General features: G+C 54.3%; 16 protein-coding genes (1 of these 16 only partly in view). All 16 read right to left on the minus strand.

Features of this window, described 5'->3' with window-relative positions; all coding sequences use genetic code 11:
- On the minus strand, positions 1–691 hold the 5' portion of the coding sequence (locus PSTEL_RS22050) for a nucleotidyltransferase-like protein (RefSeq protein WP_038698675.1). The gene continues 182 nt to the left of window position 1, outside the view; only the first 691 of its 873 coding nucleotides appear in the window; the start codon lies at positions 689–691; the stop codon falls past the left edge of the window.
- 304 nt (positions 692–995) lie between these two features.
- Positions 996–2,708: a glycosyl hydrolase family 18 protein gene (locus tag PSTEL_RS22055; protein WP_038698676.1), complete on the minus strand. Its 1,713-nt coding sequence runs from the start codon at positions 2,706–2,708 to the stop codon at positions 996–998.
- A 175-nt stretch (positions 2,709–2,883) separates the two neighbouring features.
- Positions 2,884–3,315 carry a peroxide-responsive transcriptional repressor PerR gene (gene perR / locus PSTEL_RS22060; protein WP_038698678.1) on the minus strand — a complete coding sequence of 144 codons (432 nt, stop codon included), beginning with the start codon at positions 3,313–3,315 and terminating at the stop codon, positions 2,884–2,886.
- A 132-nt stretch (positions 3,316–3,447) separates the two neighbouring features.
- On the minus strand, positions 3,448–5,370 hold the full coding sequence (locus PSTEL_RS22065) for a DUF4097 family beta strand repeat-containing protein (RefSeq protein ID WP_052098832.1): 1,923 nt from the start codon (positions 5,368–5,370) through the stop codon (positions 3,448–3,450).
- Between the two features lie 29 nt (positions 5,371–5,399).
- A complete protein-coding gene (locus PSTEL_RS22070; RefSeq protein ID WP_038698680.1) occupies positions 5,400–5,876 on the minus strand; it encodes a GNAT family N-acetyltransferase in 477 nt (158 codons plus the stop codon).
- A gap of 83 nt (positions 5,877–5,959) precedes the next feature.
- Entirely contained in the window at positions 5,960–7,399 is a 1,440-nt protein-coding gene (gene gatB, locus PSTEL_RS22075; RefSeq protein WP_038698683.1) for an Asp-tRNA(Asn)/Glu-tRNA(Gln) amidotransferase subunit GatB, read from the minus strand.
- A gap of 29 nt (positions 7,400–7,428) precedes the next feature.
- On the minus strand, positions 7,429–8,886 hold the full coding sequence (gene gatA / locus PSTEL_RS22080; protein ID WP_038698685.1) for an Asp-tRNA(Asn)/Glu-tRNA(Gln) amidotransferase subunit GatA: 1,458 nt from the start codon (positions 8,884–8,886) through the stop codon (positions 7,429–7,431).
- A 25-nt stretch (positions 8,887–8,911) separates the two neighbouring features.
- Complete coding sequence (gene gatC, locus PSTEL_RS22085) at positions 8,912–9,199, minus strand: Asp-tRNA(Asn)/Glu-tRNA(Gln) amidotransferase subunit GatC (RefSeq protein WP_038698687.1); 288 nt, start codon at positions 9,197–9,199, stop codon at positions 8,912–8,914.
- 550 nt (positions 9,200–9,749) lie between these two features.
- A complete protein-coding gene (locus PSTEL_RS22090) occupies positions 9,750–10,133 on the minus strand; it encodes a hypothetical protein (protein WP_038698689.1) in 384 nt (127 codons plus the stop codon).
- A gap of 276 nt (positions 10,134–10,409) precedes the next feature.
- Complete coding sequence (locus tag PSTEL_RS22095) at positions 10,410–11,186, minus strand: ABC transporter permease subunit (RefSeq protein ID WP_038698691.1); 777 nt, start codon at positions 11,184–11,186, stop codon at positions 10,410–10,412.
- Complete coding sequence (locus PSTEL_RS22100; RefSeq protein ID WP_038701484.1) at positions 11,183–12,094, minus strand: ABC transporter ATP-binding protein; 912 nt, start codon at positions 12,092–12,094, stop codon at positions 11,183–11,185. Before PSTEL_RS22100 ends, PSTEL_RS22095 begins: the two co-directional genes overlap by 4 nt.
- 5 nt (positions 12,095–12,099) lie before the next feature.
- Positions 12,100–12,288: a PLD nuclease N-terminal domain-containing protein gene (locus PSTEL_RS22105; protein ID WP_342666529.1), complete on the minus strand. Its 189-nt coding sequence runs from the start codon at positions 12,286–12,288 to the stop codon at positions 12,100–12,102.
- Between the two features lie 42 nt (positions 12,289–12,330).
- Positions 12,331–12,573, minus strand: a complete 243-nt coding sequence (locus PSTEL_RS22110; protein ID WP_342666530.1) for a sigmaY antisigma factor component — start codon at positions 12,571–12,573, stop codon at positions 12,331–12,333.
- Entirely contained in the window at positions 12,564–12,989 is a 426-nt protein-coding gene (locus PSTEL_RS22115) for a YxlC family protein (RefSeq protein ID WP_038698695.1), read from the minus strand. Before PSTEL_RS22115 ends, PSTEL_RS22110 begins: the two co-directional genes overlap by 10 nt.
- Complete coding sequence (gene sigY, locus PSTEL_RS22120) at positions 12,982–13,521, minus strand: RNA polymerase sigma factor SigY (protein WP_342666584.1); 540 nt, start codon at positions 13,519–13,521, stop codon at positions 12,982–12,984. The genes PSTEL_RS22115 and sigY overlap by 8 nt, the downstream gene beginning before the upstream one ends.
- Positions 13,522–13,707: 186 nt before the next feature.
- A complete protein-coding gene (locus tag PSTEL_RS22125; RefSeq protein WP_038698699.1) occupies positions 13,708–14,061 on the minus strand; it encodes a hypothetical protein in 354 nt (117 codons plus the stop codon).
- Between the last annotated feature and the right edge of the window lie 51 nt (positions 14,062–14,112).

Here is a 14,112-nt window from a genome sequence, read left to right on the forward strand (position 1 = left end):
GGAGCCATTTGCAGCAGTCCACCATTTTGGACATTAGAGAGAACTCACAGGCCAGTTGCACCAGCTCAATCCGCTGTTCAACGGTCTCGCCGCTGATCGCGAGCTCCTCGTACAGCTTGTAGACGGAATTGTTAAGACTCTTAACCTGTTCCCACACCGCAGGTGTCGGATATTGCCCCGCTTCGCAAACCTCCATCTTAGCCCAGTGATACAGCGACATCAGAATACAGTTGTAGGAATCCATGAAGCAGCAGGCCTGCAAATAGCGTTTGGATTTCACGTACATATGAAGAAAACGGGCGAACTCAATAAAGATCATCCTGTCTCGCAATGGCTCGCCGAAGAGCTTGATTTCCTCCCGAAGCCGGCTGATAATACCTTGAGGGTCCCACAAAATGTCGCCTTCGAGCAGACAGACCACCCGCTCATTGTTGTCTCCAGTCAGCAGAGAACGTTCCAGCTGTGAAAGCTCCACATGCATGGTCTGTGTCCGTGATTCGCCATGTATAAGATGGTTGCCATACCGCTGCCGTTCATTCGGGTCGGGATGAATAACCATGATAATTTTATCGAAGTCATGAAGCAGAGCACTTTGAAAGGGCGCGTTCCCTAAAGAGCTCAATGCCACAGCTCCCAGAGCATTGGCATCAAAGATATCTCCATTTAATAATGTCAGATTGGATAATTCCATATCGTCCTCCATCAAATTTGGCGATTTTGCGTCCATTCAGTTATATCTACTAATTCTACATCCCCATATCAGTTCCTTCTGGACGACCGAACTATATTTAAGCTGGGAGAAATGACTCATGATCCTCATGTTAGCCAATATCAACGTTTTTCACACATGGGATCTGCTGCCGGATATCTTGAGACAGGGCTCTTGTTCCCTCCCAAAACGGCATGTATCACCTTATATCATCTTGCGGAACAGACTGTCTAATCCGCCAGCAAAAGAACCTCCGGCCCGCCGGATCGGACAGAAGGTTCTTTCCTCATTTGTGGATCGTATTCAGCGTCTCCCAGGCTCCCTCTCCGGCAAAGCTGCGGTTCCAGGACGCAATCCCGGCAAGCTTAAGCGATTTGGCGAGCTTGACTCTCGACTGAAGAGATACCTTATCCTCGATCCAAATCTTGTTGAGGACTCCGTTCTCCCGATATTCCACATAGTTCTGGCCTGTCTCCTTGGAGAGCACCGGCTTCAGCTTCTTCGTGCCGATAATCGTGGCTACGCGGTTCATACCCACCGATTTGGAGCTGACTTTGGTCTTCCCGTCCACGGATTGTTCGCTCCAGATTCGGGTATACAGCGGAACCCCCAGTATGAGCTTGTCCGCAGGAACATCATCCTCGTCCAGAATTCGTTCCATTGCCGTCTGCGACCAGGACAAGGATGCCACCGAGCCTGCTACCGGACTGGACGCCCAATGCTCGTCATACGCCATAACAATCATGAAATCAACCAGTTCGCCCAGCGCGCGGCGGTCAAAAAAGAGGGACCACATTTCGCTGTTCGACTTGGGGGTGACGTCAATGGAAAGAATCAGATTTTTCGCCTGGGCCATCGGCCGGAGCTCCCGCACAAACTGGGTGACATTGTCGCCGTCATCGGTATACACATTTTCAAAATCAATGTTAATACCATCCAGGCCGTAGAGATCGGCGTACTCCATCATCTGCTCAATCGTCCGCATCCGGTTCTCATAAGTAGAGAGCGCCTTGGTAGTCAGGTCGGCGTCGAAGCTGTTGCTTAAGAGGCCCCAGACTTCCTTGTCCTTGGCATGCGCCCAGGTCACATAGGCCGGGTCCCCCTGGCTCCGAACATTGCCCTGGCCGTCCACGATATTGAACCAGGTCGGGCTTACAACATTGACTCCCTTCAGAGTGCCCAACGAAGAGGTGTCCGGATTACTGGTATATACAGCCTCCCAGGTAAGGTTCACGGCTTTACCCTTCCAGCTGCTCTCGGCCCGGGTTGGAGGGCTCTTCGGTTTCTCTACCGTCTTCGTCCCATTGTCCTGAACCGCCGAAGCCTTCACATAGCCCGCATAGCCGTTATCCATTTGTACATATAGCCAATCGTCCTGCTTCTTCCAGATTCTCAGCTTCGTCCCCTTGCCCATCTTGCTTAAAATCGGGGCATGAATAGTCGCTTCACTGCGCATAGAGGTTTTATTCTCTTTGACGACACCAAGCGGGACCGACTCCCCGGCCGTCATCAGCAGCACAGCTCCCGTATCCTTGTTCTCCTGGACATCGAGACCGTATAAGTTCTTTAACGATTCGGCAGGCAAAAGGGTAACTCCGCCCTTCTCCACCGGGGCCAGACGAAGCTGGACCGGCTGATTGTTAAGCGCCGCCGCCTTCTTATCCGCTTGCATGAGCAGCAGCTTGCGGTCCGTTGTCAAAATAACCGATTTGGTTCCTGCTTCATATCGAATGGCCGGGTCGACGGCTTTTTGCAGCAGCGGAAGCGGCAGAAGGAGTTGTTCCCCTTCCCCTGATGCGGAGTAACCGGTGAACTCGCCTTTGATAAAGATAGGTTTATCCTTACCCTTCCACTCCGGATCGGTATGAAACGGGTTCGGCAGTACAAATAAAACGAGGGCGCAGGCTCCAGCGGCTATAATCAGGAGACCCGCCAGCTTTCGGAGAAAGCCGCCCCGTCTTGCAGGTCTGTTACGTCTCGATTTCAATCTTCTGCTCAAAGCAAATCCTCCATAATGGCTGTATTGAGTAGTACGGAAAAAGCGCCAACAAAAAAAGAAACGTGCATCATCCGCTTATCCTCGGAATCCCCACGTTGTTCTGACACCGGGCAAAAGGCAGCCGCTCGATGAGCGGCTGAGCCAGCGCCTGTTCTTATTCAATCCCAACACCGGTCTAATGCTTCTTGCCTGCACAGCAGCCGCAAATCCCGTAAAGCTCCATCCGGAGGCCATGAACCTTGAACCCGGTTTCCTCTTCGGCTTTGCGCTCAACCTCATGCAGGGAAGGATAGCTGAAATCCTCAATTTTGCCGCATTCCTGGCAAATAATATGATAATGATCGGTTACGTTGGCATCGAAGCGGCTGGAATTATCGCCGTAAGTCAGTTCCCGGACCATACCAGCTTCCATGAACATTTTGAGATTGTTGTACACGGTCGCCACACTCATGCTTGGAAACTTGGGCTCAAGCGCACGATAAATCTCGTCAGCGGTCGGGTGATTCATAGATTCCATCAAATACGTCAAGATCGCGTGGCGTTGTGGCGTAATGCGGACTCCCGTCGTCTTCAATTGTTCCAGTGCGTGTTGTACGCCGCTTCCCATCCCTGTCACCGCCTTTACATATCAATCCATGATTTTATAAACGCTATTGTATTTATTGTAAAACCGTTCTTTTAGGATTGTCAACGCGATGACTTAATTATATTGATTATTATTTAATAAAAATTTGTTTATTCATTGTTTTCTCACATTTAAATTGCTGTTACCCTCGACATCGATCTTGTATTCGCCTGTTCCGGCTGTGCCGGTAATCGTTTTTTTGTCGATGGTGAGCTCCGGCAGGTCACTTTCGATATTGCCATAGCCGCTTGAGCCTTTCAGCGAATAGTTCGCAATCTCCGGCAGGTACAGGTTGATATCGCCGACAGCGCTGTAAATATTCCAGTCCCCCTGAACGGAAGAGGAACGCGCTTCGATCACCCCGTTCAGTGATTGCAGATTAAGCGATGAGGGCGCCTCTTTGACATTCACATTGCCGTTCTTGGTCGACAGATCAAGTTCCGCCCCGCTCCCCTCCGCAACAATATTGCCGACCGCCGTGGAGAGTTTCAGCGAGGATGACACATTCCAGGCCATCATATCGCCCCCGTTGGTTGTCAAATCCGCTGTGCCTTGTATGTTGCGGATGCGAACCTCACCGTTCAGAGTCTTGCCCTTGATGTTGCCGAATACCTGATGCAGAATGATCGGACCGTTGCCGGTCTCGATGCCGATATCCTGAATCGCTTCCACATTCTGCAGCGTAATGCCACCGCTCATCGTCGTAATCTGCAGATCGAAGCGTCTGGTGTCGGGAACGGCGATATCCAGATCAATACGCGGCTGGCGTTTGCCGGAGTCTCCGTAGGCTTTTCCCTTGGTTGTCAGCTTAATGGTTGGGCCTTCCGTCACTTCGATAAACGATTGGTCGGACACAGCCTGAGCCCGTACACCTGAAAGCTGGTCCACCCAGACGGTTGCCGTTACCTCGATATCATCGATCGGGCTGCGGTGTACCAGAATGTCGCCGTTAATCGCGTCCACAGTCAGCTTTGCCGAGTTCAGTTCAACCGGAATCGCAACCGACGGTTTGACGAATCGGCTGCCTTTGGCTTCGCCGTAATCTACAGCCGCCGCTGTCAGATTCAGGCTAACTTTATTCCAGAGCTGCAGGTAATGCTCCTGCTCGGACACGATAAAGACACAGGCTCCCAGCAAAATCGCAGGTACAAGGCTTCGCAAATCCTGCTGAACCCGCCGCCGGCTTCCGCTGCTGCGCGGTCTTCTCGCAGCCGTATACAGGATAAGATACTCCAGCCCCCACAGAATAGGGATGACCGGCCACCATTTCAGCAGCAGAAGCATATCGTCCGTTCCCAGCAGCCAATCCCGGAACAGAAGCGCTCCTACGCCAATCAGCACGATCGAAGACGTATAGCGCCCAATCCGAAGCTTCGGTGAAACAGCGGCGCCGCGCCGTCTGCTCAAGGTGATCTCCCGAAGCATAAAGAGCAGGCCGGCTGCGATCAGAACACCTCCCGCCGCCGCTCCCGCATGATGCTCGATAAAGAACTGCAGCCATGCGGGCTTTTGCCTGAATAGAAACAGCAGCACGCCTCCTCCCAACAGGAACAGCCCGAAGGAAATGCCTGGCTCGCTGATGAGCCGGGTGCGCTGCGGCTTCTCCTCCGCGAGTTCATATTCCGCAGCGTTCATCTTCATAAACCGGATGATCCGGTCCGCGGACTGGAGGGCGTCATATACATTGAAGAAATACAGGCACGGAATCAACAGCGCCAGCAGGATGAGCAGCGGAACGTTAATCTGCATGCCGATCGATGAAAAATATAGCAGCGCCGCAATATCCAGGATGATGGCGAACAAAAAAGATATCCCTTTGCGGAGAAGGCCCAGATACAAGTGGCCCACGCCCGGGATAATCGCCGCCATCAGACCTGCAATAAATTTGCGCTTAACGGGGCGCCGCTTGGTCCGTGGCGGAATCACCGGCGCATCGGCGGTTCCTTCATCGGACTGCGGATCTTCGTATTCTTTTTCCGTTTCAGTCTGATGATCTTTCTCTTCGGGCGTCAGCGCCGGATGACTCGGATTCTTCATATCGGGCCCTCCTCCTTTCTCGCCATCCGTCAATGGGTACGTCCCCCGGCACGGTGAAACTCGACCAGCTCTACACCCGGAGCCACTTCCGCAGCTGATACGGGCGTAAAGCCGTGCTTGAGATACAGGGAGACGGCGGGATCATTCTTCCTGCCCGTTGATACGATGAACCGGTTCTTAGACGGATACAGTCCGAATACATGCTCAAGCAGCCGGCCCGCGATTCCCTGCCGAAAATGATCGGGACTGACCATCATGCGGGTAATCGTCAGACTGTCCACATCCTCTTCCTCGGTAGCAACCGCTCCCATCAAATCGCCGTCTTCGTCCAGGCAGCCGTAAAAATTCTCTTCGCAGTTCCGGAGCATGTCCCGGGTCTCCAGCAGCGGAGGAATCGCATCAAAACCAATCCGTTCCGCCTCAAGGCGATATGCCTTATGCTGAAGGCTCCACAGACTGTCCAGCGTATCTTCGTCCTGCAGATTCAGCTTCGCAATTGTGTTCATGCCGGGACTCTCCTTCATAATTGCCGAAGGCCTGCCGCAGACGGCAAGCCTTCACTATTTAATCAGCCTCTATAATACGGCAATCAGCCGTTCAGCACTTCTGCCAGCAATTTGTTCACGAGGCCGGGATTGGCCTTGCCTTTGCTCTCTTTCATGACCTGGCCGACAAGGAAGCCGATCGCTTTCTGCTTGCCTGCCTTGTAATCTTCAACCGACTGCGGATTGGCCGCAACGACCGCTTCCACAATTCCTTTGATGGCTCCCTCGTCGCTGATCTGCACAAGCCCCTTCTCTTCCACGATCTGGGCCGGCAGCTTGCCGGATTCGAGCATTTCCTTAAAGACGGTCTTGGCGATCTTGCTGCTGATGGTCCCTTTGTCGATCAAGCCGATCATCTCGCCAAGGCCCTGCGGGGTAATCTTGACCTCGGACAGCTCCAGATTGTTGCTGTTGAGATAAGCCAGCAGGTCGCCCATGATCCAGTTGGAGACCGATTTGGCGTCGTCAGTGAACTTCAGGCTTCCCTCAAAGAAATCGGCCAGCGCTTTGGAGGAGGTAATGACACCCGCATCGTAGGCGGGCAGGCCGTATTCCTCGGCGTAGCGCGCTCTGCGAGCGTCCGGAAGCTCCGGAATGGAAGCACGGATCGATTCCTTCCAGGCCTCGTCGATATGCAGCACGATCAGGTCGGGATCGGGGAAGTACCGGTAATCATGGGCTTCTTCCTTGCCGCGCATGGCGAAGGTCTTCTCCTTGGCGTCATCCCAACGCCGCGTCTCCTGCACAACTTCGCCGCCCTCGTCCAGAATTTCGGCCTGGCGGAACTCCTCATACTCCAGTCCCCGCAGCACGCCGCGGAAGGAGTTCATGTTCTTAAGCTCCGCGCGCGTTCCGAATTCTTGCTGGCCGATAGGCCGCAGGCTGATGTTCGCGTCGCAGCGCATCGAGCCCTCTTCCATCTTGACGTCAGAGACGTCGCAGTACTGCATGATCGCGCGGATCTTCTCCAGGTATGCTCTCGCCTCTTCGGGAGAACGGAGATCCGGCTCCGAGACGATTTCGAGCAGCGGCGTGCCGACACGGTTGAAATCGACAAGCGAAGCGTAGCCGCCGTCCACATGGGTCAGCTTGCCTGCATCCTCTTCGAGATGAAGGCGGGTAATGCCGATTCGCTTCGTCTCACCGTCCACTTCAATGTCGAGCCACCCGTTCAGGCCGATCGGCTGATCAAACTGGGAGATCTGGTAAGCCTTCGGCGAATCGGGATAAAAATAGTTCTTGCGGTCGAACTTGCTAACGTTGCCGATTGTGCAGTTCAGCGCCATGGCTGCTTTCATGGCATAATCCACCGCCTGGCGGTTCAAGACCGGCAGGACGCCTGGATGGCCCAGGCAGACCGGGCAGGTATGGGTATTGGGAGGCGCTCCGAATTCCGTGGAGCAACCGCAGAAAATCTTCGATTGGGTATGAAGCTCGACGTGAACTTCAAGACCGATGACGGTTTCGTACTTGGATGATGGCATGTTGATCTCGTTCCCTCCTTATGGACCGGTTACAGCTGCGGACGCTGCTTGTGATGATCCGTATGCTGCTCATAGGCATGCGCTACGCGCAGCACCGTCCTCTCGTCGAATTCCTTGCCGATGATCTGCAGGCCCACAGGCAGTCCTTCGGCGAAGCCGCAAGGGATGCTGACGGCGGGAATGCCGGCCAGATTGACCGGAATGGTCAAAATATCGTTCAAATACATGGTCAGCGGGTCCTCGGTCTGGGAGCCGAGCTTGAACGCCGTTGTCGGAGCAGTCGGTCCGATAACCACGTCGTATTTCTTAAACACTTCGTCAAAATCCTGCTTGATAAGCGTACGCACCTTCTGCGCCTTCAAGTAATAGGCGTCATAATAGCCGGAGCTCAACGCATATGTTCCGAGCATGATCCGGCGCTTGACTTCGGGGCCAAAGCCCTGGCTGCGGGAATTGTGGTACAGGTCCAGCAGGCCGCTGCCATCGTCCACCCGCACGCCGAAGCGAACGCCGTCGAAGCGAGCCAGGTTGGAGGAGGCTTCCGAAGAGGCCAGCAAATAGTAGGTGGCTACCGCATATTCGGTATGCGGCAGAGAGACTTCCTCCCAGACGGCGCCCAGATCCTCGAGCACCTTCAGGGCGGCCAGAACCGTGTCACGGACGGAGGCGTCAACGCCCTCGCCGACGTATTCCTTCGGCACGGCGATGCGCAGTCCTTTGACATCTCCGGTCAAGGCGCCTAGGTAGTCGGGGATATCCACTTTCGCCGATGTGGAGTCCTGCGGATCATAGCCGGCGATTGCCTGCAGCACATAGGCGGAATCCTCGACGGTCCGGGTCAGCGGACCGATCTGGTCCAGCGAGGAGGCGAAGGCAACCAGGCCGTAGCGGGACACCAGGCCGTAAGTCGGCTTCAGGCCGACAACGCCGCAGTACGAAGCCGGCTGGCGGATGGAGCCGCCGGTATCCGAGCCCAGGGCGAAGAAGACCTCGCCCGCGGCAACCGCTGCAGCGGAGCCGCCGCTTGAGCCGCCCGGCACCCGTTCGAGGTCCCATGGATTGCGGACCGCGCCATAGGCGGAGTTCTCGTTCGATCCGCCCATGGCGAACTCGTCCATATTCAGCTTGCCGATCGTCACGGCATCCGCCTGCCGCAGCTTGGCCGCGACCGTAGCGTCGTAAATCGGCTGGTAGTTGTCCAGAAAACGGCTGGCACAGGTTGTCCGCAGTCCCTTGGTTACGATATTGTCCTTGACTCCGGCCGGGATCCCGAAGAGAAGCCCTCTCGGCGCTCCCGAAGCCAGCTTGTCATCAAGCTGACGGGCAGCAGACTTGGCGCCTTCTTCATTCAGCGTCAGGAACGCATGAATGTCGCCGTCCAGACGGGCAACCGCCGACAGCGATTCCTCAGTCAGTTCGCTGACCGAAATCTTCGAGTCATGCAGCAAGTTATGTAATTCAGAAAGACGATATTGAAACAGACTCAAAATGTCATCTCCTTTAGCCATGTAATTAATCCAGAACCGCCGGTACCTTAAACTGTCCGTCCTCTTCGTCCGGCGCATTCAGCAAGGCCTCTTCCACGGTGATGCTCTCCTTCACAACGTCCTCACGCATCACATTGCTGACATGCAGCACATGGGTTGTCGGCGGCACATCGTCCGTATTCAGGCTGCCCAGCTTCTCCGCATATTGTAAAATGGCGTTCATCTGCTCTGTAAACAAAGCCTCTTCTTCCGGGCTTAAATGCAGTCGGGCCAGCTTGGCCACATGCTGCACGTCCTTGACGGTAATGCTCATCTTGCGTATCCCTCCTGTTTAAAGGGCTAAAGCGCCCGGATAACGTTACTAATTATATTGTAGATACGTATACAATTCAATGCGGTTATACTTCCCTTCAGGATAACCAAACCCGCGCAGGGGGCGGCACTCCGGCAGCGGCCAGAGTTCGCAGAGGGAAAGAATGGAGCAACGAATCTATCCTTTCCGGGTTCGCCGGCGGCCGATTTATTGAAGTCTGCGCAAACTCCCCCAAATAAGTAACGCCTATAAAAAAGGCGCCTATCCAAGGCGCCCGTTCACCATACCCAGCCAGCCCTCCGCCGCCGGTTATCCGCTTTCCACTATAAATTGCGCTATGCATCAATCCCCTGAGCCAGCCTGACATGCGGGGTATCCAAATTCAGGGCATGTCCGGGCACATTCGAAAACACTAATCTGAATCTTTTTATGGAAAAAGTTGCCGAACTCTTCGTTAGCTGTAGTTCTTCTTGCAGTATCGGGAGGGGCCGGCTGTTGAAGATAATACGTTCTGAGCATATAAAAAAGCCGGCTTGCCGCCGGCCTTATCTTAAATCCAAGCTCGAAGATTCACCTGTTTAATGAATTCCGCCTGTGTCATGCTTTCCTTAGGAGTACTCTCTATCTCTTCCGCCTGACCCGCCTCACCGTTCATCAAATGGTAAAACAGCTTCTCGTTGTGCGTGGACAAAGCATAATCAATCAAAGCCTCATGTGTGGCTCTTTCCGCTTCCTCGGTCAGCAGGTCCGCTTCCGTCTCAACGTCTTCCGCCGTTACATAGAAATTGCGGTTGGCCTGCGGGATGCGAATGACATAATCAAACGCGTTATCCGGATTGCGGTCATATGCAATAACGTACCCGTAATCCCCGATAGGAAGATTCTGCTCGAAAGCGTCCGCGACAATGACTATTTTCTCTCCTAAACGCAGCATCGCCCTACCTCCTGAGCTTTAACTCTAATCGAGTTGTTTCGTGTTGTGCTTTTCAACAGTCTACTAAAAAATGATAGGACTGTCTACAGGAAGAAAGGGAGCAACCATGAAAATTGTCGCATTTTCTTGAAATAGAAAAAAAGTTGTTACATTTATATAATCAATCAGGCGACTGGAGACTAATTAGCGACAGCTGATCCGCCTACGAGCAGGGGCATGCCCTGAAATCTGATGCGGTCAAGCTACTAAACTAGTATAGTCGGGTATAAATACCGATCAGGTACGAGGAAGTTTATTCCGCTTGAACAGTTGGGCGGCTCCCCCTATACAGCAGGCAATGAACACGATCCCCGACAACACTGGCAGATACCATCTCAGTTCATCTGCCGAGTCCAATAGTCCCGCCGACAGCTGCGTCAACGCCGCCGGCGACCACTGCAGCCTTCCCGGCAGCAGCTGATGCAGCAGCGACAGAACGGCGGTCGCACCAAGCCCCAGGAAAGCTGCGGCTGGTGCGCGAAGAAACGAGCTGAAGAGCAGGGTCAGCGAAACGCCGCACATCAGCCAGAGTCCATATATGGCGGAAGCGGCAAACACCGGTCCAAACTGCAGATCCCCTATAAGCCGGATCGTGTAGTAAGCAGCAAAAGCCGAACCGAGCCCCAGAGAAAGAACCAGCAGTGTCAGGTGGGCCAGCCATTTCGCAGACGCAGCGGTGGAAGTGGAAAGCGGCCGGGACAGGAGCAGCTCCGCAATGCCTCCTTCACGCTCTCCGGCGAAACTGTTCATTGCCGAAAGGACAAGCACCAGCAGGCCGATCATGCCATACTGTCCAAGCGATTTGGCCATAACCTCGCCTGCGCCCGGGATCTGGTAGGAATCCAGAAGGCCCTTCGGCACATCGCCCGACATCTTCAGAATTTCCGGCATATAGTAGGCTGAAATCGGCTGCATCATGCCAAGCAGGATGAACACGACGGGAATCCATAGCAGCCTGTAGCTGCGCTGCATCTCGAGCATTTCCTTGCGGTAGCAAATCCAAAGGATTCTCATTGTCCGACCGCCTTCATAAAGACATCCTCCAGCGACAATGAATCTCTCTCGAACCGCAGCACGGGAACGCTCTGCTGCCCAGCCTCCCGAAGGATGGTGGACCTTGCAGACTCCATATCCTCGACCTCCAGTCTTAACGAGCCTTCTTCCTCCATCCAGGCTTCGCGGACAAAGGGACGGGACGATAGCGTCTCCAGCCACTCCAGTGCCTCCTTGCGCTTCTCGACGCGAAGGCTGAGGACCGGCCGGGTATATTTGGCCTTAAGAGCGGACAGCTCTCCGCGCTCGGCAATCGTCCCTTTGTTCATGAGAATAATATCGTCGCACAGCGCTTCGGCATCATGCAGCACATGGGTAGAGAACAGAATGGCGGCATCCTTCCGGATTTCCCGGAGGATATCCATCACCTCGCGGCGGCCGAACGGATCAAGCGCCGATACCGGCTCATCGAGCAGAAGCAGACGGGGAGAGTGCACGAGCGCCTGCGCCAGTCCGAGACGCTGTTTCATGCCTCCGGAATAGCCCCCGATTCTGCGCCGGGCCGCTTCTTGAAGACCCAAACGTTCAAGAGCATCGGCAGAAAGCCGGACGGCTTCTTTGGCGCCGATCCCGCTTAGGCGCGCGGCAAAATGCATGTACTCTTCTCCGGTCATCCAGGTATAAAAAGCGGGAGACTGGGGCAAATAGCCGATTTCCCGGCGGCCGCTCTCTCCTAGAGGCTCTCCCTTATACCGGATGCTGCCGCGTGTCGGAGGGAGCATCCCGGCGAGCATGCGCAGTGTTGTCGTCTTGCCGGCTCCGTTCGGACCGAGAAGAGCCACGCATCGCTTATGCTCAACGTCGAAGCTGATCCCGTTCACATAAGGGCGTCCCTTAAACTCCCTGTACAGATCCGATACTTCAAGCAGCGGCATTAGTCCTTCCTCCCGATAGTAAAATAGGCGATGCTGCCCAGCAGATTTCCGAGAAGGATAATCGGGACCCATAACCATTTCGGGCCGCGGACGCTCCGGGCCCGGGCCAGAGATATCAATCCGATAACAGCAAGCAGGCCTTGCAAGGCAATAACTGGCCATAAAAGCGACCAATCCGGTGTCTTCACTTCAATCCCCTCCATTCCTGATGAACCTGGCGAGGTCTCGTCTCAGTCCGTTCTATCCGTTCCCTCTTGCTCCGCGCGCCTCCGTCTTCGGTCGGGATACACGACGAACAGGAGATACAGCACCGTCGGCAGCGGGACTGTGGTCATTCCCCAAATTCCCCAAAACCACGGAGAGCTTCCCCTCTCCCGGGCATCCCGGAACAGCAGAGTGCCCTGGCTGAACAGCAGCACTGCAAGCAGAGTCCATGCCCACCAAGGAAGATCGCTCGGGTGCTTCATTTCCATTCCGTCCGTCTCCTCCTTCCCGCTCTCCAAATCGCCGCGAGAAGCGCTACAACCGGAACGAGTCCCTGCAAGCTCCAGTACAGAACCGGCGAAGTTACGGCGGCAAGTATTGAGAGGGCGATAACGGCCAGCGAAATGACTCCGAACAGCCGCCGCTCCTTCCTCTTCTTCAATCTGGATTGCTCGGCAGCCGCCTTAAGCTCTCGGGCAAGAACGTCCAGTGGAGGGGAAGCTGACTCTTCCGCATATACCGTATCCAGCCGGTCCAATCCTGCCATCAGTTCAAACAGCAAGTCATCCGGAAGCTCATCGGACGAAGTTACCCTTGGATCATCTGTACGGGACACAGCTTCTTCCGTTATATCGCCCCGCTCTGTGTGATCTTTCGGATTCGGCTTACCCTTCTCTTCAGTCATTGCGGCTCATCTCCTCTCTCAACTGCCGCAGTCCATATGACGCTCTCGATTTGGCTGTACCTTCGGGAATGCCCAGGATGCCGCCTATCTCCTTATAGCTGTAGCCATAGTAGTGTTTGAGCAGCAGTGCAATCCGCTGATCTGCGGAAATACGGGGCAGGGCTTCCAGCACCCCGTTCCACTCCTCGCCACTGGTTTCAAACTTCCAGCGAATGGAACGCAGAGCCTGCTCTTTCAACAAGTCCGCTTCTTTTCTGCTGCGGCGGAGCTTATCAATATAGATGCGCGTTGCTATGGTTATCAGCCAGGAGGAGAAGGAGGACGTGCCATTGTACAAAGCAAGCTTCTCCATGCATCTCACCATGGTGTCCTGAGCAATGTCCTCCGCAAGCAGAGGATCCATCGTAGCCTTGAGCAAATACTTGAACAGAAACGGATAGTGCTGCTTAAGCAGCTCCGCAAGTGCAAGAGAATCCCCCTCCCGTGCTCTGCGGATCATTTGGGACTCATCGTCGCCCATCGGTTCCTCCACCAATACACTGATTTCCTTTGACAGCTTTCTGCATAATTCGAACAGAGACACTAGCTGGTGCAATATAGACAGATAAAATCCTTCTGATCTCTATATTGTTGGTTTGAAATCGCTCTGTGATTTATACAAAATGCATATGTAATACGATTGAGAGAAGCAAAACGTTCAAGCGCTGCCCGAAAAAAATTAGGATTGGCTGCTCCGGTGCTCCCACAGCCTTGTTCTCCACGGCTGCTTGGCTCCCCGGCCCGCCGGAAAGCTCCAAAACAAAGGTGACGGCACGGCAGAAACATCCTTGCTGCCCATTCCCGAATATGCCAAATGAGCCGGTCTATATGATGTATCGTTAACCGACTTGATGGAAATATCCGCACTACCAGTCCCTGGCGCCTTATCTCCGGCGCTTACGTCTTCTTTCCGGGTAATGGCGGCCGTCTCCGTGTCCGGCACTTCAATCAAGAAGTCAGCTTCAATTATCTCATCAGGCCGCCGGATATCAATCAGATCGCGTATATCAAGCTCCACTTCAGCATCCTCCACTTGCCACTCCCCCTAAAAAACACAAAAAAAGAACGCAAACCGGGATCAGGC

The sequence above is a fragment of the Paenibacillus stellifer genome (assembly GCF_000758685.1).
In the GTDB taxonomy this organism is placed as follows: domain Bacteria; phylum Bacillota; class Bacilli; order Paenibacillales; family Paenibacillaceae; genus Paenibacillus_AQ; species Paenibacillus_AQ stellifer.